The organism is Kistimonas ophiarachnellae (assembly GCF_057552235.1).
In genome coordinates, this window is the sequence record NZ_BAAJPA010000003.1 from 191,188 (window position 1) to 212,754 (window position 21,567).

The 21,567-nt window shown below is 45.8% G+C and carries 17 protein-coding genes and 1 pseudogene; 5 read left to right on the top strand and 13 right to left on the bottom strand.

What is annotated here, in order from left to right; genetic code table 11:
* Positions 1–3 precede the first annotated feature (3 nt).
* The 3 genes from AC27K1_RS04920 to AC27K1_RS04930 all read left to right on the top strand — a co-directional run bounded on the left by AC27K1_RS04920 (position 4) and on the right by AC27K1_RS04930 (position 2,759).
* A complete protein-coding gene (locus tag AC27K1_RS04920) occupies positions 4–438 on the top strand; it encodes a putative periplasmic lipoprotein (protein WP_487148769.1) in 435 nt (144 codons plus the stop codon).
* Positions 435–1,241, top strand: a complete 807-nt coding sequence (locus AC27K1_RS04925; RefSeq protein ID WP_487148770.1) for a hypothetical protein — start codon at positions 435–437, stop codon at positions 1,239–1,241. Before AC27K1_RS04920 ends, AC27K1_RS04925 begins: the two co-directional genes overlap by 4 nt.
* 504 nt (positions 1,242–1,745) lie before the next feature.
* Complete coding sequence (locus tag AC27K1_RS04930; RefSeq protein WP_487148771.1) at positions 1,746–2,759, top strand: YopT-type cysteine protease domain-containing protein; 1,014 nt, start codon at positions 1,746–1,748, stop codon at positions 2,757–2,759.
* Between the two features lie 116 nt (positions 2,760–2,875).
* Here the strand turns inward: AC27K1_RS04930 and ahpF are convergent, their stop codons facing one another.
* From ahpF to AC27K1_RS04945, 3 genes are all read right to left on the bottom strand, one after another.
* Entirely contained in the window at positions 2,876–4,456 is a 1,581-nt protein-coding gene (gene ahpF / locus AC27K1_RS04935; protein ID WP_487148773.1) for an alkyl hydroperoxide reductase subunit F, read from the bottom strand.
* Between the two features lie 129 nt (positions 4,457–4,585).
* The gene (ahpC, locus tag AC27K1_RS04940) at positions 4,586–5,155 is read right to left on the bottom strand and encodes an alkyl hydroperoxide reductase subunit C (RefSeq protein WP_487148774.1); all 570 of its coding nucleotides are present in this window, start codon (positions 5,153–5,155) and stop codon (positions 4,586–4,588) included.
* A gap of 153 nt (positions 5,156–5,308) precedes the next feature.
* Positions 5,309–5,614, bottom strand: coding sequence for a hypothetical protein (locus AC27K1_RS04945; protein WP_487148776.1), 306 nt, complete (start codon positions 5,612–5,614; stop codon positions 5,309–5,311).
* Positions 5,615–5,936: 322 nt separating this feature from the next.
* Between AC27K1_RS04945 and AC27K1_RS04950 the strand changes: the two genes are divergently transcribed.
* A complete protein-coding gene (locus tag AC27K1_RS04950) occupies positions 5,937–7,949 on the top strand; it encodes a hypothetical protein (RefSeq protein WP_487148778.1) in 2,013 nt (670 codons plus the stop codon).
* Between the two features lie 307 nt (positions 7,950–8,256).
* On the opposite strand, the pseudogene AC27K1_RS04955 reads toward AC27K1_RS04950, so the two are convergent.
* Positions 8,257–8,708, bottom strand: a pseudogene (locus AC27K1_RS04955) (IS630 family transposase).
* 148 nt (positions 8,709–8,856) lie between these two features.
* Positions 8,857–9,261 carry a helix-turn-helix domain-containing protein gene (locus AC27K1_RS04960; protein WP_487148779.1) on the bottom strand — a complete coding sequence of 135 codons (405 nt, stop codon included), beginning with the start codon at positions 9,259–9,261 and terminating at the stop codon, positions 8,857–8,859.
* A gap of 223 nt (positions 9,262–9,484) precedes the next feature.
* On the opposite strand from AC27K1_RS04960, the gene AC27K1_RS04965 reads away from it, so the two are divergent.
* Entirely contained in the window at positions 9,485–11,233 is a 1,749-nt protein-coding gene (locus AC27K1_RS04965; protein ID WP_487148781.1) for a hypothetical protein, read from the top strand.
* 310 nt (positions 11,234–11,543) lie between these two features.
* Here the strand turns inward: AC27K1_RS04965 and AC27K1_RS04970 are convergent, their stop codons facing one another.
* The 8 genes from AC27K1_RS04970 to AC27K1_RS05005 all read right to left on the bottom strand — a co-directional run bounded on the left by AC27K1_RS04970 (position 11,544) and on the right by AC27K1_RS05005 (position 21,499).
* On the bottom strand, positions 11,544–12,197 hold the full coding sequence (locus tag AC27K1_RS04970; RefSeq protein WP_487148783.1) for a hypothetical protein: 654 nt from the start codon (positions 12,195–12,197) through the stop codon (positions 11,544–11,546).
* Positions 12,198–12,686: 489 nt separating this feature from the next.
* The gene (locus AC27K1_RS04975) at positions 12,687–14,177 is read right to left on the bottom strand and encodes a sodium:solute symporter family protein (protein ID WP_487148784.1); all 1,491 of its coding nucleotides are present in this window, start codon (positions 14,175–14,177) and stop codon (positions 12,687–12,689) included.
* 73 nt (positions 14,178–14,250) lie between these two features.
* Positions 14,251–15,219 (bottom strand): DMT family transporter, encoded by a 969-nt coding sequence (locus AC27K1_RS04980; protein WP_487148785.1) that lies wholly within the window; start codon positions 15,217–15,219, stop codon positions 14,251–14,253.
* 105 nt (positions 15,220–15,324) lie between these two features.
* On the bottom strand, positions 15,325–15,447 hold the full coding sequence (locus tag AC27K1_RS04985; protein WP_345197114.1) for a hypothetical protein: 123 nt from the start codon (positions 15,445–15,447) through the stop codon (positions 15,325–15,327).
* A 101-nt stretch (positions 15,448–15,548) separates the two neighbouring features.
* Positions 15,549–16,697, bottom strand: a complete 1,149-nt coding sequence (locus AC27K1_RS04990; RefSeq protein ID WP_487148786.1) for a hypothetical protein — start codon at positions 16,695–16,697, stop codon at positions 15,549–15,551.
* Between the two features lie 490 nt (positions 16,698–17,187).
* Positions 17,188–18,390: a hypothetical protein gene (locus AC27K1_RS04995; protein WP_487148788.1), complete on the bottom strand. Its 1,203-nt coding sequence runs from the start codon at positions 18,388–18,390 to the stop codon at positions 17,188–17,190.
* A 151-nt stretch (positions 18,391–18,541) separates the two neighbouring features.
* Positions 18,542–20,002, bottom strand: coding sequence for a hypothetical protein (locus AC27K1_RS05000; RefSeq protein WP_487148790.1), 1,461 nt, complete (start codon positions 20,000–20,002; stop codon positions 18,542–18,544).
* A gap of 348 nt (positions 20,003–20,350) precedes the next feature.
* Entirely contained in the window at positions 20,351–21,499 is a 1,149-nt protein-coding gene (locus tag AC27K1_RS05005; RefSeq protein WP_487148786.1) for a hypothetical protein, read from the bottom strand.
* Between the last annotated feature and the right edge of the window lie 68 nt (positions 21,500–21,567).

Below are 21,567 nucleotides of genomic sequence, written 5' to 3' on the forward strand. Positions count from 1 at the left end.
GTCATGGGAAGCCTGAAAATCCTGCCTCTCACGCTTTTGATTCTTCTGGTTACCGGTTGCGCTACTCATGAAGGTGCGGTGACCGCTGGTAAGCGTGGGGATAACTTTGTCCAGCTTAACCAGGTGCTGATTCTGAGTGACAGTCTGGAACGGGTTGGTTTGATGAATACCCGTGGAAAGATTGCCGTGGAACAGAATACGGCCAACAGAACGGCGACTGGCACGCTGGAAGTCGCCGCCCTCCTGCGCAACCGTACCGACCATAACCTGCAGCTGGAAGCCAGAACCCGCTTCTTTGACGATAGCAAGATGCCCACAGGCCGGGAAAGCCAGTGGAAACGCCTGTTCCTGGAAGCAAACAGCCTGGCGGGTTACCGGGAATATTCCCTGTATCCGGAAGCGGCGTATTACCAGATAGAGGTCAGGGAAGCACCATGAGGGGCAAACAAAGCATCATGCTGCCCGTCGTCGTTTTATCAGCGACATTGAGCACTGCACAGGCTGCGACATCGCCTACGGAACCGGTTCCCATGCGAACGGAAGTGCTGCGGAATGATTCCGCGGACCTGGAAACCATTGGTAAAACCTTTGCCAAGGCTTATGTTGCTGCGGGTAAACCGCGATTGGTGGTCTATCTCAACCGTGAATTAAGCGATGAGGTACGGGAATGGGTGACTGATATCCGTGATCTGAGTGTTATCGGTTTGCCGTCTGCGGGAAAATCCTTTATCCAGCAGGGTTTATCGGCTACCCAGGCACGTGAGCACAATGACACCGAGGCATCGCCGGGTACAGACTGGCAATGGCAGTTTGAAGAGGCGGTATTGGCACCTCTGATCAACAATGGGGTTCGTGTTGTTGACCGAACGTTAATTAATCGCACTGTTGCTGCAAAACTGGATCATTCTGACAGTACCAAACCGCTGGCGCTCAAGCAGATTGAAATGAATGCTCTCAGTCAGTTTGCTGATTTGTTAGTGGAAATTCGGATAAATAATAAACCTCAGCCTGGTTCGGGTTACCGGCTACATACCAAAGTGGTCAATATTCAGAATGGTGAATTGTTAGTGCTTGAGCAGCAGGATATATCTACTCTAGGGGAGGGCAGGTCAACGTATCAGGCAACCCGGAAAGGTTATCAAAAGGTTTCGGATAGTCACATGAATCCCCAATTGGCAGGAAAAAGTCTGATTGCTGTTTTGATGAGCAGAATGGCAAAGTATTGGAATGAAAATGACTGAAATTTAGATACTGTAATTTTCCTTTATAAGCAGAGCTTTCAGGCCAGTTATATAAGCTGTCAAAAAGTTAACTCAGCTGTATTTTTATATCTACCAGTTGTACAGATATGTTTAACTTTCAAGTTAAAGCTTTTAATGCAACAGTTTCATATCAATCAACAATGAATCCTTTTGTTGTAGACATTATCTGGTATTGCATGAAAAACATTGTAACTATGGTGTAATCGATTTTGAGATGTTATCTGGTAATATTTATTTTTTAATTAGCATTATTTATCACTGACTAATCAGTGATGTAAAGCGATATAAAAAACTAAAATCATAAAAAACTATCCGGTGCGTTTATATCAATAGATCCACTATTAACTAACACAGTTCCGGTGCGTTTATATCAATAGATCCACTATTAACTAACACAGTTGGAGCATAACAATATGGTTAGTGCTTTATATATTGGATGGGGTATAAATAGAATTTTATTTTTAATTAGATTATGGGGTTGTTATGGAAAATATCGGTAATATCAGTCCAAGAGTTGGAGATCCAACGGTTGAAATAGATAAACCTGAAAGCAGCTGTTTGCAAAGATTCTGGCGGCATTTTAAGGTTGTGGTAAATAGTAAAGAGGCTATGCTTGTTTCAGGCGCATGTATAGCATCAGGAATAATATATAAAAAATATGGCGCTACAACACTTTCAAAAGTGGCTGCTTCTGTAGTTTGTGTAGGTGCCGCTAAATACCTGATTCAGTCAGCAACTACTGGTAAAATAAACAAACCCTATTTTTTCGCATCAACAATGATAGATGAATGGAATTTATGGATTAATGATGTCTGTCTGGAAATGGGGGGTGAGATAGGTAAGCAATTTTCCGAAGAAAGAATTAAACAATTTTGTCAGATGCCAGATTTTAGTTCAACCTCTCTGACAATACCCGTTTGTAAAGGTCTGGTATCAGCATGGCTGGAGGGTAAAGAAGAACCTTTCAGTCAAGACTTTTTAAGTCAGTCACTGACCTATTATAATTATATAAAAAATAATGAATCTATAGCTGCAATAATTAGTAAGTTTGAAAATATGACGATGTTTCAAAATATGTGTGAGAAATCATTTGAGTTTAAAGGCGTTGTTTTCACTGAGGTTGATAAACCGGGTGGAGCTGAAGGCTCAATGGGAATGGTTCAGTATATTGATATAAGCGCTCCTAATCCAAAACATGGAATGGTTAATATAATTAGAGCCACTGTTATAAATAAAATTATTGAATGTGTGGTTGAATTGGATATAGCTTTTGTTTTCTTGAAGTGTGGATCTAAAATTCATGCATTTGGTTTAAGGTTAGATAATAATAAAGTGTGTTTTTTTGATCCCAATATAGGTGAATTTATATTGCCAATAGAAAGGTTTGGTGAGTTTATGGAAAAAGTATTTTCTCGGCCACCAAGTGACTACTTCCAATTATTAATTGTTCCTTTACACTATGTTGAAAATGATGATCTGCCCGGTACAGGTGTGTAGTATAAATAAAGTAAAGACTTATAAAGTATTAACAGCCGACCTGATGTTTAATCAAGCCGGCTGTTAAAATTATTAATCACGTTAACTGTTTTTGTTCTTTGCAACAAAATATAAAATCAGGCTGCCTGTTGATCGTTTATGGGTGTTCTGATCAGGTAATCAAACGCACCCAGTGCTGCCGTGGCGCCACTACCCATGGCAATGATGATCTGCTTGTAAGGCACAGTCGTCGCATCACCTGCTGCAAACACGCCCGGCAGAGAAGTATCACCTTGGGCTCCGGTGATGATCTCACCACGAGGTGACAGTTCCACCGCACCTCTCAGGAACTCGGTGTTAGGTACCAGACCTATCTGGACAAAGATACCGGCTAATTCCAGTGCTTTGTTTTCACCTGTCTTGCGGTCGGTGTAACGCAGGCCAGTCACCTGTTCGCCGTTGCCGATAACCTCGGTAGTCTGGGCTTCCTTGATGATGTCGATATTGCCCATGGAGCGTGCCTTGTCCTGCAGGACTGCATCAGCGCGCAGGGTATCGGCAAATTCCAGCACAGTCACGTGTTCCACAATACCGGCCAGGTCGATTGCCGCTTCGATACCGGAGTTACCACCACCGATAACTGCGACTTTCTTACCTTTGAACAGCGGACCATCACAGTGCGGGCAGTACGCAACACCGCGACCACGGTATTCCTGCTCGCCCGGTACGTTCATTTCCCGCCAGCGGGCGCCGGTAGCCAGAATCAGGGAACGGCTCTTAAGCTTGGCACCGCTTTCCAGTTCCACTTCAATCAGGCCGCCAACGGATTCTGCACCAATAATTTTGCTGGCGCGCTGGCTGCTCATGATATCCACATCGTAATCACGAACATGTTCTTCCAGGCCGGAAACCAGTTTCGGACCTTCCGTCGCTTTTACGGAGATAAAGTTCTCGATAGCCATGGTATCCATGACCTGTCCGCCAAAGCGATCCGCCACGATACCGGTGCGAATGCCTTTACGGGCTGCGTAAATTGCCGCAGAAGCACCCGCAGGGCCGCCGCCGACAACGAGTACATCAAAAGGGTCTTTCTCACTGATGGCTTCAGCCTGGCGCTCGGCGGCTTTGCTGTCCATTTTGTTCAGGATTTCCGCCAGGGCAATACGACCCTGTGCGAACAGTTCACCATTCAGGTAAACCGACGGTACGGCCATGATCTTGCGGCTGTCGACCTCTTCCTGGAACAGGGCGCCGTCGATCATGACATTGGTAATCTTGGGATTAATCGCTGCCATCATGTTCAGTGCCTGGACCACATCCGGGCAGTTCTGGCAGCTCAGGGAGACATAGGTCTCGAAATGGTATTCACCGGGCAGGCCCTTGATCTGCTCGATCATCGCCTCATCCAGTTTCATCGGATGACCGCCGCTGTGCAGCAGCGCCAGTACCAATGAGGTGAATTCGTGGCCCATGGGCAGGCCGGCAAACCGGATTTCAGTGCCGGTGGCCGCGGAGCGAACCAGCATGGACGGTTTGCGTTCGTTGTTGTCACGGCTTTCAGTTGCAGTGACCAACGGAGACATGGTGGCAATTTCCTGAACCAATTGGCTCAGTTCCCCGGATTTTGCGCTGTCATCAACCGACGCCAGGAGTTCGACCGGGGTTTTCAGGTTTTGCAGATAGCTCTGTAACTGCGATTTGATCTTGGCGTCCAGCATGGCTGCTTCCGTCCTTTATGAAATACTGCAAACAAAAGCGTTCGGAAAACGCCCCGCCAGGGGCGGAGCGGCTCACGGCTGTCGCTGATGGAGAGGACGACAGCCTGTGATTCTTGCTTTTCTTCTGACTTAGATCTTGCCGACCAGGTCCAGGGAAGGTGCCAGGGTCTCTTCACCGGGCTGCCATGCGGCCGGGCAGACTTCACCGTCGTGCTCAGCGATGTACTGGGCTGCCTGGGTCTTGCGGACCATATCTTTGGCGGAGCGGCCGATGCCCAGATCGTGGATTTCTACGACCTTGATCTCACCTTCCGGGTTGATCAGGAAGCTGCCGCGCAGTGCCAGACCTTCTTCCTCAATCATCACACCGAAGTTACGGCTGATGACGCCAGTAGGATCGCCGATCATCGGGAAGCGGATCTTGTTGATGGTCTCGGAGCCGTCGTGCCATGCCTTGTGAGTGAAGTGAGTGTCGGTGGACACGGAGTACACATCAACGCCCATGGCTTGCAGTTGCTCGTAGTGATCCGCCATGTCGCCCAGCTCGGTGGGGCAGACAAAGGTGAAGTCAGCCGGGTAGAAGAAAACGATGGACCACTTGCCCATCAGGTCTTGTTCGGTAACTTCGACGAAATCGCCGTTGTGGAATGCAGTCGCTTTGAAAGGCTTGATTTTGGTGTTGATCAGAGACTGAGTCATGGTCATGTTCCTCGGTTTGTTCGTTCGTGAGTAACGTTTCGTTGTGGTAACTATAAGGCCACTCGTTAGATGTTTAAAATTAATTAAAATTATAGGTTTGATAGATTTTTGTTAATGTTCGAGTCCGCCTTGTCAGCAGGGATAACTACAGGTTCAGGCGTACTGTCGGAAGGGCATTTTGGTTAATAAAAACAGAAGGTTTCTAAAGGCAGGGCAATAGAGCTTATCCAGATCTGGAAAACCACCTGAACCGCCGCAGACTGCTTCGCTAACCGTGACTGAGGCCGGCAGTATCATGATGACCTCTGCTGGAAGCCAGTATTCTGGTATTGCAAAAAAGGGGGGTAAACCATCAAAAACGCCTGGGTGAACGTTGCATGTTGGCTGTGCATGACGCTGCCATAAAGGGGGAAGGTAGCCCATGAGGTAGTCATTGCAGCCTTCGATGATTTCACTCAACAAACAGATGGCAACAAACGACGCAGCATAACTGGCTGGAGAAGAATGTGCATACTGTCAGGCTGGCAACCTGTTCGCCAGGGCTGAAGCTGATAGAAATACGATGGGACGGGTTAATTGTTTCTGGGTGAAAATTTTCAGCCTATGTTGACTTTGATTCTCTGAAAGAGAAAGCGGCGCCAAAGATAAGATTGCTGATTAATTCATAACTCTATGCGTAGAGAAAAAATATTATTTTTAACTTTCTGGGATAATAATGAATTTTTTTTAACTGTACTGTCCAAAAATAATAATGATGTGGTTTCAGAAGGTAGAAAACAGAGTGGATAAATCAACGGTACTGAGTACTTATTCTGCTTGTTCATATAGTTATTATAAAACTATTAATGATGGTTATTGCTGCATGGTTGGCGTTCTAAAAGTATTGTTTGCTACATTACCCTATGCATTATTTTGTACTTATAGGGTAATAAATGTTTATATTGAACCGCTTGCAAATAATAAAAAGTATCAGGAAACAGCATTTGCAAAGGAGTTTAAACAAAAACAGATTAGCGTTCGGAATATTACGCTGTCAGGGGATCATGCTGTTGAAAGCCCGGCTGCTGTAGAGGGGGATGGAGTTCTTCCGACACCGACACCGACACCGACACCGACACTGATATCTACACCTACCTCTACACCTACCTCTACACCTACCTCTACACCTACCTCTACACCAGTACTTGATGAACAAAACGTTGATATTGATAACACCAATGGTGGGACGGTATCAGGCAGTATGGAAAGAGGTGATCCTGAGTCGGCAATTATCAATAATGGAGGGAGCTCATCAATGTCCGATGTGGCATATTTAACGTGCTCAGATACTGATGAGAATATCAACGCTGCAACCACTGATGAGCGTGAGCATGCACAAACAGAAATAGATCCATTGCTTCATGTTTTACAAACATCATGCAGCGAGACTGATGTTAGCAAAGACGCTGGTTCCCATCCGCATGGACCGGGACACGATGATAGCGTTATTCAAAGGCCAGAGAGCGATGTAAATACGCTATTGGAAAAACACAATAATCATGAGTTACCACCCATTCCAGAGGGTGAAAACGTGGCCAGCCCACATTTAGAAGATGATAATAGTACTCCGGGTGATGAGTCATCATCAGATTCAATGCCTGACAACACAGGGGATCAGGCCTTGGACGCGGACGTTACAAGTGATAAAGGATACGGTCTGGCTGAATTTTTAATGGAGAGTGAGGATCAATCGTCTGATAATGAAACAAATGAATGCGATGTTCTCCACGGCAATGAAGATGATCAAACTGATCCTGATGATCGTGTGCCAGAGCATTATCGGAAAATGTTCGAAGAGCACAGTGAGTCGTTACCCTATAAATTCAAGGATTTTGTCCAGACTAATGGAATGAAAGATTGGATCCCTGATAGCAATGTATACCTTCGAGGTGAGGGTATATATGGACTGGAAAGAAGAAAACAGTGGATTATGGGAAACAGGGAAGCAGTGTGTGAAGGCAAGGGTGATATATTATTTGGCAAAGGTTTATATTTAACCAAGGAAAATGTAGTTGCTAATAATTACGCCAGATACAATGACTGTATTGATGGAAGAATGATCACTGAATGCCATTTAAAAGAGGGGGTTTTTGAATTTGATTTATCATTGGATGCGCCTTATTTGAAATATATCACCTCTGATAATAATCGTTGTAAGAGTAAACAGGTTGGTTTAAAACTGCCATCAGCAGAAGAAGTTGTTGCTAGTCTGAAAGCAGGTAGTTCTAATATTCCTGAGTGTGTTTATATTTGGCAGAAAATGAACAATTACGACTGTAATAATCAGTATTATTGTAGTCCTTTAAAGATTGGAAACGTAAAAGTAGCAACGGTGAGAGATAATTCACTAATCAAAACATTAAAATGTCTGTCGCCTGGTAGACCTGAAACTAAAGTTTCCATACCCATCACACGTAATGAATCCCGGGAATGGACCAGGAAGGAAGTGACCTTGAGTGCCGATGCTGGCTCTGAACTGGAAGAAGTGGCAGGGGTTCGGCTTTACCAATATCATGATGATAACAATCCACAGACAGTGAATGTTTGGAAACATCGAGTGAAATTACCTGAACATGTTGCCAGCGTACGAGGGATTACCTGGGAAGATAAGTATTATTATAGGGATGGAAACCTCTGGATTAGGGTCAAGCCCAGGGCACTAAGGGGTTCTCATTATAGAGGTCAATTCGGTCCTCTCAATCTGAGCGAATTCTTTGTTCAGTACGTGCCCAATGAAAGGCGAAGTGCGCGATAATGTACGGCGAAAACTACCGGCTAAGGAAAACGCAAGGTTGTCCTTATGAAAAACAAGCTTCCCAATGGCCAGGTCTGTTCGATTCGTCGTCAGTACTCAAAAAAGCCTGTGCAGACCACATGATAACCCCATTGAAATGTATTCGATGAATTTATCTTCAGAGAGCGCTATCAACAGGTTTGATACATGACCAAGCGTTGCTTTCCATGAGCTGTAACGGTGATCCAGATAGCGGGTGCATGACGCATCCTTTGAAAGAGCATCTGCTATGAACCGTTGCCATCTAAAGATTTATATTCATAAGTGATCAGACAAAGTTAATCTCATATTTGGTACCGTAGTCATTCAGTACTCGCATCACTTCTTCTTTCAGCGAATCAAAGTCAACATAGGCTGACAAATTTACCCAGTAATACTTAACCATTCGCCATAATATTTCGATCAGGTTCAGCTCTGGCGAATAAGTTGGCAGTCTGACAATGTGCACATTCTTCTCCATCCAGTTATCCTGCGCCTCCCGGAATAACTGGCTGGTATGCATGGAGGCATTATCAATGACGATGACGCGTGGTTTGTCATCATCTGTCTGTTGAATGAAATCATCAAAGGCTGCGATGACTACCTCACTGTCACTTTCTCCTCTGTGACAGAGTCATTCAGCTCACCGCTTCGGCTCAGGAAACCCAGCACATTCAACCGGCGAGAGTGTTGTGAGGGGATAGCCAGTGTTTCACCAATCGCCTGCCATGCATAAGGCACATTAGGGATCAGGCTGAATCCGGATTCATCAAAATAGTGCAGGGAACACTGGTCTTGCGATTCTGCGTCAATCAATGCCTGTACAATGGCGTATCTCTGCTCAAACGCTTTCTGGTCACGTTTGTGTTTGCAGGAGCGACGGCATCGCTTATACGTCAAATTCAGTTTTTTTTAACGTGCGCGTCACCGTTCGCAACGAGAAGGTCTTACCGGTTTCCGAAGCCTGTCGGGCGCTGGCGACTTTGATCTGACGGGGTTCTTCTTTTACCAGTTCACCCAGCCTTTTCACATCAATCGCCGTCAGTATGCTGGGGCGACCGGGCCTGTGGCGCTGAAGGAGGCCGGGAATTCCCTTCAGCTCCCAAAGCTGTAACCAGGTGCAGACAGTATTCCTGTCAACGTTAAATAGGCGGCTGATCTCGTTAACCGCAAAACCTTCAAGGCTGCTCAGAACGGCATGAGCCCTTCTTCTGACGTGGTGCTTTGCATGGTTTCTGTACAGTTCATTAAGGTTGGCTCTTTCAACGTCAGAAACAGACTGAATGAATTTCATCTCGCTGGAACTTCCTGATAGCTGTCAGGTCAAAGCATATACAAATAAGGGAAGTACTTTGGTGCATATTACCATTTACATAAATAGCAGATTATTTATGACCGGGTACTTATGTGTAGAGAAAAAAGATTATTTTTTAAATTATCTGGGATAATAATGAATTTTTTTTTAACTCTACTGTCCAAGAATTATAATTCTGAGGTTTTAGGAGGTAGAAAACAGAATGGATAAATCAACGGTGCTGAGTACTTATTCTTCTTGTTCATATAGTTATGATAAAACTATTGATGATGGTCATTCCAGCAATGTTCATATTGAGCGGCTTGCAAATAATAAAAAGTATCAGGAAACAGCATTTGCAAAGGAGTTTAAACAAAAACAGATTAGCGTCCGGAATATTACGCTGTCAGGGGATCATGCTGTTGAAAGCTCGGCTGCTGTAGAGGGGGATGGAGTTCTTCCGACACCGATACCGACATCTACATCTATCGATAATGGAGGGAGTTCATCAATGTCCGATGGGTCATATTTAACGTGCCCAGATACTGATGAGAATATCAACGCTGCAACCACTGATGAGTGTGAGCATGCACAAACAGAAATAGATCCATTGCTTCATGGTTTACAGACATCATGCAGCGAGACTGATGTTAACAAAGACGCTGGTTCCCATCCGCATGGACCGGGACACGATGATAGAGTTATTCAAAAGCCAGAGAGCGATGTAAATACGCTATTGGAAAAACACAATAATCATGAGTTACCACCCATTCCAGAGGGTGAAAACGTGGCCAGCCCACATTTAGAAGATGATAATAGTATTCCAGGTGATGAGTCATCATCAGATTCAATGCCTGACAACACAGGGGATCAGGCCCTGAACGCGGACCTTACAAGTGATGAAGGATTCGACCTGGACGAATTTTTAATGGAGTTTGAGGATCAATCGTCTGATAATGAAACAAATGAATGCGATGTTCTCCACGGCAATGAAGGTGATCAAACTGATCCTGATGATCGTGTGCCAGAGCATTATCGGAAAATATTCGAAGAGCACAGTGAGTCGTTACCCTATAAATTCAAGGATTTTGTCCAGACTAATGGAATGAAAGATTGGATCCCTGATAGCAATGTATACCTTCAAGGTGAGGGTATATATGGACTGGAAAGAAGAAAACAGTGGATGATGGGAAACAGGGAAGCAGTGTGTGAAGGCAAAGGCTTATATTTAACCAAGGAAGAGGTAGTTGCTAATCATTACGCCAGATACAATGACTGTATTGATGGAAGAATGATCACTGAATGCCATTTAAAAGAGGGGGTTTTTGAATTTGATTTATCATCGTATGCGCCTTATTTGAAATATATCACCTCTGAGAATAATCGTTGTAAGAGTAAACAGGGTGGTTTAAAACCGCCATCAGCAGAAGAAGTTGTTGCTAGTCTGAAAGCAGGTAGTTCTAATATTCCTGAGTGTGTTTATATTTGGCAGAAAATGAACAGTTACGACTGTAATAATCAGTATTATTGTAGTCCTTTAAAGATTGGAAACGTAAAAGCAGCAACGGTGAGAGATAATTCACTAATCAAAACTTTAAAATGTCTGTCGCCTGGTAGACCTGAAACTAAAGTCTCCATACCCATCACACGTAATGAATCCCGGGAATGGATCAGGAAGGAAGTGACCTTGAGTGCCGATGTTGGCTCTGAACTGGAAGAAGTGGCAGGGGTTCGGCTTTACCAATATCATGATGATAATAATCCACAGACAGTGAATGTTTGGAAACATCGAGTGCAATTACCTGAACATGTTGCCAGTATACGAGGGATTGACTGGGAAGATAAGTATTATTATAAGGATGGAAACCTCTGGATTCGGGTCAAACCTAAGGCACCAAGGGGTTCTCATTATAGCGGTGAATTCGGTCCTCTCAATCTGAGCGAATTCTTTGTTCAGTACGTGCCCCAATAAAAGGCGAAGTGCGCGATAATGTACGGCGAAAACTACCGGCTAAGGAAAACGCAAGGCTGTCCTTATGAAAAACAAGCTTCCCAATGGGCAGGATGACAGGCTGGTTACCTTGGTTAATTGTAAAAGCCGTAAAGCCTGTGCAGACCACATGATAACCCCATTGAAATGTGTTCGATGATAAAGTGATCGATGAATTTATCTTCAGAGTGCGCTATCAACAGGTTTGATACATGACCGAGCGTTGCTTTCCATGAGCTGTAACGGTGATCCAGATAGCGGGTGCATGACGCATCCTTTGAAAGAGCATCTGCTATGAATCGTTGTCATCTAAAGATTTATATTCATAGTCGTAACTGCCTTCTTCTTTTTCATCGGTGGTCCATTTGGATGTGGTTTCTACCGACCATCGACGAGTATTAACCAGTCGGTGAATCAGAAAATCCGGTTTGTCAGCAACGCAAGGATCAAAAAATTTCAGGCGGTTGTTGGGCTGGATAGCATAATTACCATCATCAAGCTCAATCACATGACCACATTTATGTTGATCGGGTTTATTAGAATAGCCGTAATCAAGCTCATTGAAATCGCCATGACACCAATCCAATGTAAATAGATAGATACCTTCTCTTGTTTGATTTCGCCTTGAAATATATTGAATTTTGCATCCGGACAGCTGGTAAAAGGTTGTAACACTGATGTTATAACTAAATGAATCCCACATGCAGATTTCATCGAGTGGTAATTCGTCGATATCTGGTGTTTGGCAAAACGCAGATATCGGTGCTTTCCACCAAACACCACCATCTGTCATAAGAAAATGGAAAAGAGGAACTTCGCCGGGTATTGAGCTTACTCCAAATACAGAGCATTCGAAAAATTTATCATGTGAATCTTTTTGATCTCTTAGGTAATTTCCCCGCACATAGCAATCAAGGATCGGAATATTTGCATTTAAGTAAGGCATAAATTACCTCCTGAATCTTAAAAAGATTAATTTTTCACGTATCTTTTTTATATAAAGGAGTAGTCAAAAACAATGACGATGATGTTCAGATCTTAAAAAACTACCAAGGAGTGATATCTAAAAGATTCAGACTACTACAGGGAGATGCATAAGGCTGTGATGAGTTAAATTAACCCTTTCAGAAAGCTGGATGTAATAAGATGAATGGGGAAATAGATGAAAGCTCTGCCTGTTTCATCATTATTGAAAACATTCAGTTTGAAATCGTGACTGGTAGCATAGAGTGTTCACCCTGGATAAGACTGATCCTGATAAAGGTATTCCTCACTGTATAAAGGAAAAGCCTGCTGTTCTGCTTATAAGGTTTGAAACATGAATCATGTCTGTGCTGGTTGGATCCGTTAGAAGGCAAACCGGACAAGTAAAAAAAAAGCCCTGCAAAAGCAGGGCAAAGTGTTATCAGTAGTTACTGATAACGGCTCCTCGACTTCAGTGTGACCCGGACTCCGCCAGGGTCAGTAACCGGGGTTTGCCAACCACCAGGGTTTCCATACGGCTTAAACGGCTCACCACCACGTAAACGATACTGGATACCAGGCAGCCAAACAGTGGCGCTTCCACCCAGCCGGTATTCGTAAATAACAGCAGGCCGCCACAAAGGCAGAAACCGGTGACCATGCTGGCCAGTGCGCCATTGGCGTTGCCGGGCAGGACGCTGCTGATCAGAACCGGGCCTATCAGCGTGGCCATCAGCGTGCCGGTGGCGGTGATCGCGAACAATGACAGCATGACGGGCGGCGCGTAGAGGGTCATCACCAGGGTCACTCCACCCAGGCAGGCCAAAATGCAGCGGTTAAAGCGCAAGGCATGTTTCTGGGACAGGTGACGATCCGGAAAGAGTGCGACGCGCAGGTCATGGGAAAGGGCGGAAGACGACACCTGCAGCACCGAACTGGCCGTGGATTTCATCGCAAAAATGATGAACAGGGTGATCAGGCCGGATGCCAGCGGCGAGACAAAATTCGCCAGGAAATAGGGCATGGCGTTATCGGCATTGCCCAGTTCCGGATGGCGGATACGCACATACAGCCCGACGATGGGTACCAGGCTGAGCAGGCAGGCGATCGGCGCCATAATCAGCGCGACCTGGTGGATTTTCACATCCTTTCTGAACGCCAGAAAACGTACAGACATATAAGGCAGAATGGCGCTGAACAGGAAAGCATAGGGGAAAATCATGAAGACCTGGAACCGGGAATCACCATAGGGCGCTGCCGTTTCCGGAGCAATGAGTGCCGGATCAATGGCTTCCAGTTGTGCTAATAGCGCTGTCGGAGAGACATCACTGAAAATCCGGTAGGCGATGAATGCCGCTGCAGCCGTCATGCCGGCAACCATCAGGGTATCTGTCCAGGCGACGGCTGCCATTCCGCCCAGCGTGGTGTACAGGATGATAATCCCGATCATCAGGACAATAGCCTGATTCACGGAAATCCCCAGCCAGCTACTGCCCAGCATACCCATGGCACGGAGCTGACCTACCAGAAAAACCAGCAGCAACAGCGCTGTTGCCAGTGCAGCAAAACCGTGGATAAAACGCGTCATGGCAGGGGAGCCGGGATGGCTGCGGGAAATGTACTCAGGGATGGTCAGGCTGCCCATCTTCAGGGCGCGGCGGTAAAGAAAAGACGCAAAGAATAAAACAGCAAGACACATGGCGGGCGCATAGAGAAAGTTGCCCAGCACTTCGATAGTGCCGTACTTGTAGGCAACCCCCGGCGAGCCCATAAAGCCCCAGCCGCTGTAACCGGTGGCGACAATACTGGCGGCACCCACCACCGGCCCCAGGCTGCGCCCGGCCAGTAGAAACCCGCCTTCTCCCTTGCTGTTACAGACCCGGCGGCTGGAAATCAGTCCCATGGCCACCAGGACAAAAACGGAAATACCCAATACAACCCAGTTAATCCAGTTCGAGGTCATCAGTGAATCCTCTCTCTTGGCGGGCGCAGCGTGTTGTGTCGCTGCGCCGTGAAACAGTTAACCTGTAGAGCGGTTAGTGCGTTTGACGAACTGTTTCTGGAACCGGGGCGGGCTGTCGGAATTTGCTGAAGTGATCGACCACGGTGCTGGCCACCACCTGGCCGACACCCCCAATAATGATCATGGCGCCACCGAAGGCCTGGAAGGCGGTCATGGTTTCACCGAAGACCAGGATGCCGATACCGGCACCGACCGCGCATTCAAAGTAAGCGACACAGGCCAGTTCCGCGGCTTTCAGGTGGCGGGCGGCCACGGCCAGCAGACCCAGGGCGGCAAAGCCGGTGAAGAAGGCCATGGCGATCAGCCAGAGCCAGGAGCTGCCGTCCATCATCGCCAGTGAAGGCGGATTCAGGATCAGGTAGACCGCGATACCGATGCCGCCGAACAGGAAGTTATAGAAAGAGCGGATTTCGGAAGATACTTCGGTGCGATAACGACTGAGGAAGAGATACAGGCCATAACCAAAGCCGGAAACCAGGCCGAGCATATCACCGAGCATGTTTTCCGCTTTGAAGCTGAGGCTCATGGTAAAGCCGGTAGCAGCATCGTAGTTGATCAGACCGAGGATCATAAGCGTTCCGATGAAGACCAGGAACAGCAGACAACCGGTAATTTTGTCCACTTTCTCTTTCAGGAAAATGGCGGCCAGGATGCTGGAGAACAGCGGACCGGTATAAATCAGGAATACCGCGTTGGCGAGAGTCGTATGTTGAGTAGACGACACATAGGCAGCTAAACAGAGACCCAGTGATACACCGCCACAGACGATAGCGGGTGAAAGTCGTGTACCACGCAGGTAGATCAGCTTGCCGCTGGCAAGAATGATGGCGAGGGTGCCGATGGCGCCCACGAGGAAACGGGTAAAGGCAATAACATCACCGGAAGTATTGATATGGCGGGCAAACAATCCCACGCAGCCCATCAGCGTCGCTGATATCAGCATCGTGGTATAGCCCAGGGCCTTGGTATTGGTTGTGGACACGGTGAACTCCCTGGTATTGGATTTCTTGATGAAACTGTCTGGAAGTCCGGACGTGAAGGATGCAGGAAAAACAGTGAGAAATGGCTGGCGGTGATGGCTCAGCGATCACTGTTCCGCAATACCTTTGGCGCCTTTCGCTTCCCGGTAGCAGTAGACAGCTGTCACAAAACCTAACAGCGCAAGGTTGAGCACAACAAAACTGGCAGCGGTCCATGAACTGGTGAACATTGTGAGTATCCTCCGCGCAATGGTGCTGATTATCCTTGCCTGATACTGAATAACGCCTGAACAAACCAGGAAAGCGCTTGAGCGCTTTCCTGTTATCTTTCTTATTCGACCGGACGGATCTGGGTGCCGGGCACCTGAACCGGGAAGTAGTCTTCGCAGGACCCTTCGCGATAGACGTCCGCGGTGCAGCAGTGGATACCACCACCGAAGGCGTAGGCGTCGCGCAGAGGCACAGGGATAACTTCCATGCCCAGTTTGTCCATCTGTTCCATCTGGTGTACTTCGCTGGCTTCGACGCAGACGGTCTTGTGATCCAGCACCAGGCAGTTCATGGACAGCCATGTGCTGGAGTAGCACAGCGGCGGTGGGTTGTCGTGGGCAGGCATTGCTGCATCAACGATTTCCCAGTCGTTCTTCGCGAAGATCTTGCGCTGTTCTTCCGGCATCTTACGATGCGGATTGTTGATGCACAGACCGGGACGCAGAGGAACGAAGGTGGCGTCGATGTGGATGGGGTAGGGGTCGCCGGGGAAGTTGACCGCGTGTACCCGGTGGTTCGGGAAGTGGCGCTGCATCCATTCCATCGCAGTGCGGTTGGTGGTCAGACCGTGCTGTACGAACAGGTCCTTACCCATACGCATGACGTCAGCGGCGTCGAACATCGGTTCTACTTCAGTGGTGACAAACTCTTTGGCAGCCACTTTTTCCAGACGCTCTTCGATGGTCATGGCGTGCTTGCCCATGCCATAGTTCGGACGGTAGGAGTCATCGGTCAGGCGAGGACGTGGCGCCTGTTCCCAACGGAAGTTGGGGTCTTCACGGAAGTACTGGTTCATCAGCGGCCAGTAGGCCAGGTATTCGAAGTAACGGCAGCGGAAGGACATGGCTGCGGAGAGGATTTCGTTACCGACAGTCAGCAGAACATCCCGTGGGGGCATGCAGCCGAACATGGAGAAGGTGCGGAAGTCAGGGGTGGATACCGCCTGGTTCCACTGGATCGGAGTAGGACGGTCAACACGGATACCACGGGATTCGAGCAGTTTGGCAAAGCCGTCGAGCTGTTCGTTAGCGGCTTCAACGGTTTCCAGCGGACGAGGACCCCACATGCCTTTCATCTTGCTGTCTACAGGTACTTTGTCGTCTACAGCAGGTTCTGAAGGAGGCACGCAGCAGTGGTCGGCGCGGCCGACGATTACGTGGCGGAGAGGGTCAAAGTCGTTCCAGGAGCTGACAATAGTATCTTGAGTCACAGGAGTATTCCTCAGTTAACACTTTATCTAACGTCAGTATTTGAGATCCGGCAGTGATGCTGCCTGATCAAATCAACACCCTGTGCGCTGTCGCCATAGCCCGCGGCTTGACGCTTTACCCTCTGGTAAAATGGAAGCCGTGTCGTTTATGGCCCGGATTCTTCGGGCAAAACAATCCCGCATTTTTAATCGAAAAATATCGATAAAAATGGAATCCATACTGCGCTTTTATTCACGACTGCCGGTTATTTATCATGCAACGACTGTCCGGCAGTTTTTTTCTTCCCGGTTTTGATGTTGCCATCTGTTTCGGGGTTGGTTGCTATCCTACGCTTTCGGGCGCGGTAAACTACAAAAAAACTGCCGGGGTTTACCTGTTTGATGCTTACAAATATGAGAAAAAGCTGTTTGTTCTATGAACATTGATTTGAGTCAAAATCGATAGTTTATCGAATTTGAGCCACTGTTTTCTGAGCTGACAACGGGATGTTCACGGAGAAGCAGGTAATGCCTCCGGGGGGAGATGCTCTTTGGACTTTAGAATATGGAATGACTCTTTCAACAGGTGAAAAGGATGACTCATCCAGGTTAAAATCACCTCATTATTCAGCCATTCTCGCCAGTTTGTGAACTCTGGATAATAATCCGGCGTGGCTAAGCAATCCAGCAAACCTTCCACATGCAGTCGATCCTTTTCTAATGTTTCTTCGGGAATATCTAGCGGTGGTTTTTTGTAGGACTCTCTATGGCCAGAAAAAAAACGATTGAGTATATCGTGATATATATAAAACTCTCCGTGAATCCAGAAGGCTTGTTTTGATAACGGATCAATTTTTTGATCATGACATTGATAAAGGTAGAGTCCCAGGCTAGACACAATGAACCACAGGCTATTCGATAATGATTCGGGTTTATTATCCACTCGTAACTCTGTTCTTTTAAATCCCAGGGAAAATAAGCTCTCGACTTTTTCCCCTGGTGATAATTTATCATCGATACTGAATTTAAAATGTAAGTCTTTTTTAATGTTATTCATATTGCTTTCTGTTGATAACCAGTTATCTAACCATGCATTATTGACGTGTACACCTCCTTTGATTAATGAGTGTTTTATCCAGAAAGGTATGATTGTTTTGGAGTTAATATCGAGTACCGATTTATCAACACTAAGCGTTAACCCCAATACGATACATCGTTTAAAGACGAGGTATAAGTAAGGTTCAACGGATTCGACCTTATTCAGTAACAGACTAAGGCTTCTTTTTTCTTCACTGATATTTGATAAGGCATGAAAAATTACATCGTCAAATAGCTTGATAGCATGCCAAATCAAGTGGGAATTAAACCATTCTGGTTTATTTATGGTTGAAATATCATGTGGATTGTAAGCGTAATGGCTACCCTTTCGATATAAATTTTGAAAATACTGTCCTACTTCACTTTCATCTAAAGGCCTGACAGTTAGGTTTACTTCATAAGGTATAATCTTTCTATGCTCTGTTCTTCCCGTTTTATATGAGATTGATAACCTGTCTTTATCATCGATCATTCTTTTTTTTTCTGTTGGGTATGGTTTTACCCTTTCACTGCTACCGCTTTTCCTGCCAGTTTCAATTCTGCTGTTTACATCGCATTTTGATGAACATTTTGTATCATGGAAATGTATCATTTTTGTATCATGGAAATGTATCATTTTATTTCCCTTCTGCCTGATTTGTAAAACTGTTATCAGTTTATTTAAATGGTCAAATAAATCACTAACAGAAAAGTATTAAATGATCACAATTGAGCCCAGCTAGATATAACTATTAGCGAATGAACATCAATGGATCTATGCCATATCCTTAAGGGTGCCCGGCGTCCGGCTTGATATTTGTATCATGACGTTGACCTAATAGAGTAAGCTTGCTGAAGAGTTCTGTTAGTAATTCCCCTAATTTTTGACTTGCCGGACCATATTTGTTTATCAACATTCCCTTTTTATCAAACTTTTTAAAGACTTTGGATACGCTATCTACTATCTCTTGAAAAGACATAAAGGTTTCGCTTCCAAAATAATTATTAATACTTTCCCAGCATTCGTCTTCTTCTTTATCACTTCTTTCATTGGAAGACTCACGTAGATGTTCACTCAGGCTTCTGTTAGTTTTTATATATTCTCTTCGGTAATCGATCAATATCAATTTTTTAATATGGGATCTATTGTTTTTTAAAAAGGTGATGACTTTTTGAATATTATTGATTTCTTCTTCACCTTCACCTTGTTCAGAACCAGAGGTTAAGGAAACAGAACTATCCGGACTTACGGTTTCCTGTGCCAATTCATGAGTACATTCGGCAACAGCTGAGGTTGTAGGGGTTTCAGGCTTATTTCCTGTTTCGCGGAAGAACGCTTTGATTTTATCCAGATACACATCCAGTTGATCAATATCGTTTATGACTGTATCGAGTGAAACAAAAAGTGGTAGGTTTTCTTCAATCATTTTATGATCTTTTTCATACATACAGTATATCCCCCACTGCTCACTTGTCATTTGTAAATCATTTATTTCATCTGCAGTCAATTTTTTAAAATTCATTTTTTCGCGGCTGTTTTCTGAAGTAATAATATATATATCTCTACCGTGAACTTTTGCTGCAACGCCAGAAAGATCAATCCCATCTTGATGAAAAACAGAAGTCTCAAGTGTTTCATTTAAATCTTTAATAGTTTCTTCTCCGAAATGCTTGATAATTTCTTTTGAAAATTCTTCACCAGGTTCCCAATTTCCAAGCCCACCCAATAAATTGTAATTTTTACCAATTAAAATACCTGAGCGTATGGTATCCGACTCCCCTGTTGCGTAAAAACTCTTTTCTGATAATTCTTCCGGACTTAATTGGTGTTCGAATTTTTTGTTAATAACCTCTCCGTTTTTATAAAAGCTATCATAGAATTCATCTTTTTGTATGTCTCCTATTTTACTAATAGGAAATGATTTATTAAATATTAAAGTTTTTTTACTGTTAAATATAAGATCTGTGATAAGTCTGTTTTCTTTGTTTGTTTCGTCAGGAATAGTTTTGAATGTTATTTCAGCTTTTGAAACACGTATTGAACTTATTATTTTTTTACAGGTTTCATCAGCGCAATTTACTGGATGAAGTAAGTAAACAAAATCTAAGTTTATTGTTTTTATATTGGTGGTAAATCTACTGTAGTCAGGATCATACTCATGAAATGTATTAAAGTCTTCATCTTGATTTTCGTTCAAGTAACATCTCTGTTCAATCGTTGACAAGGCGCTGGGAATTCGCATTTCCATTATCATCATTAAATCCTTTTTGGGTACAGATAAAATATTTACATTAACTATTTGTCAGCTTTTCGGAATTTCACCATGCTTGCTTGTAACATGAAAATAAACCTACCCAAATCGGCCAAAGCTGTAACAGATAATATTCTGTTTACTTTGGTTTGCTTATTAATGAATCGTTCGGTGAAAGTTAGTATGGATGTCTTGATTGTTAATGCTGGCAGGAATGCTGACGAAACGGGCAAGTCTTGAGTGGTGTCGGGAAGTGCGAGTCAAGGCTGATGTCGGGTGTGTGGAGTAGAGAATAATACCTGACTAAAACCAGGAAAGCGCTTGAGCGCTTTCCTGTTATCTTTCTTATTCGACCGGACGGATCTGGGTGCCGGGCACCTGAACCGGGAAGTAGTCTTCGCAGGACCCTTCGCGATAGACGTCCGCGGTGCAGCAGTGGATACCACCACCGAAGGCGTAGGCGTCGCGCAGAGGCACAGGGATAACTTCCATGCCCAGTTTGTCCATCTGTTCCATCTGGTGTACTTCGCTGGCTTCGACGCAGACGGTCTTGTGATCCAGCACCAGGCAGTTCATGGACAGCCATGTGCTGGAGTAGCACAGCGGCGGTGGGTTGTCGTGGGCAGGCATTGCTGCATCAACGATTTCCCAGTCGTTCTTCGCGAAGATCTTGCGCTGTTCTTCCGGCATCTTACGATGCGGATTGTTGATGCACAGACCGGGACGCAGAGGAACGAAGGTGGCGTCGATGTGGATGGGGTAGGGGTCGCCGGGGAAGTTGACCGCGTGTACCCGGTGGTTCGGGAAGTGGCGCTGCATCCATTCCATCGCAGTGCGGTTGGTGGTCAGACCGTGCTGTACGAACAGGTCCTTACCCATACGCATGACGTCAGCGGCGTCGAACATCGGTTCTACTTCAGTGGTGACAAACTCTTTGGCAGCCACTTTTTCCAGACGCTCTTCGATGGTCATGGCGTGCTTGCCCATGCCATAGTTCGGACGGTAGGAGTCATCGGTCAGGCGAGGACGTGGCGCCTGTTCCCAACGGAAGTTGGGGTCTTCACGGAAGTACTGGTTCATCAGCGGCCAGTAGGCCAGGTATTCGAAGTAACGGCAGCGGAAGGACATGGCTGCGGAGAGGATTTCGTTACCGACAGTCAGCAGAACATCCCGTGGGGGCATGCAGCCGAACATGGAGAAGGTGCGGAAGTCAGGGGTGGATACCGCCTGGTTCCACTGGATCGGAGTAGGACGGTCAACACGGATACCACGGGATTCGAGCAGTTTGGCAAAGCCGTCGAGCTGTTCGTTAGCGGCTTCAACGGTTTCCAGCGGACGAGGACCCCACATGCCTTTCATCTTGCTGTCTACAGGTACTTTGTCGTCTACAGCAGGTTCTGAAGGAGGCACGCAGCAGTGGTCGGCGCGGCCGACGATTACGTGGCGGAGAGGGTCAAAGTCGTTCCAGGAGCTGACAATAGTATCTTGAGTCACAGGAGTATTCCTCAGTTAACACTTTATCTAACGTCAGTATTTGAGATCCGGCAGTGATGCTGCCTGAT

Bases quoted from the DNA above. Each gene is read 5' to 3' on its own strand.
- AC27K1_RS04920 (WP_487148769.1), top strand. From the start codon at position 4: ATGGGAAGCCTGAAAATCCTGCCTCTCACGCTTTTGATTCTTCTGGTT.
- AC27K1_RS04925 (WP_487148770.1), top strand. From the start codon at position 435: ATGAGGGGCAAACAAAGCATCATGCTGCCCGTCGTCGTTTTATCAGCG.
- AC27K1_RS04930 (WP_487148771.1), top strand. From the start codon at position 1,746: ATGGAAAATATCGGTAATATCAGTCCAAGAGTTGGAGATCCAACGGTT.
- ahpF (WP_487148773.1), bottom strand. From the start codon at position 4,456: ATGCTGGACGCCAAGATCAAATCGCAGTTACAGAGCTATCTGCAAAAC.
- ahpC (WP_487148774.1), bottom strand. From the start codon at position 5,155: ATGACTCAGTCTCTGATCAACACCAAAATCAAGCCTTTCAAAGCGACT.
- AC27K1_RS04960 (WP_487148779.1), bottom strand. From the start codon at position 9,261: ATGAAATTCATTCAGTCTGTTTCTGACGTTGAAAGAGCCAACCTTAAT.
- AC27K1_RS04965 (WP_487148781.1), top strand. From the start codon at position 9,485: ATGGATAAATCAACGGTGCTGAGTACTTATTCTTCTTGTTCATATAGT.
- AC27K1_RS04970 (WP_487148783.1), bottom strand. From the start codon at position 12,197: ATGCCTTACTTAAATGCAAATATTCCGATCCTTGATTGCTATGTGCGG.
- AC27K1_RS04975 (WP_487148784.1), bottom strand. From the start codon at position 14,177: ATGACCTCGAACTGGATTAACTGGGTTGTATTGGGTATTTCCGTTTTT.
- AC27K1_RS04985 (WP_345197114.1), bottom strand. From the start codon at position 15,447: ATGTTCACCAGTTCATGGACCGCTGCCAGTTTTGTTGTGCTCAACCTT.
- AC27K1_RS04995 (WP_487148788.1), bottom strand. From the start codon at position 18,390: ATGATACATTTCCATGATACAAAAATGATACATTTCCATGATACAAAA.
- AC27K1_RS05000 (WP_487148790.1), bottom strand. From the start codon at position 20,002: ATGGAAATGCGAATTCCCAGCGCCTTGTCAACGATTGAACAGAGATGT.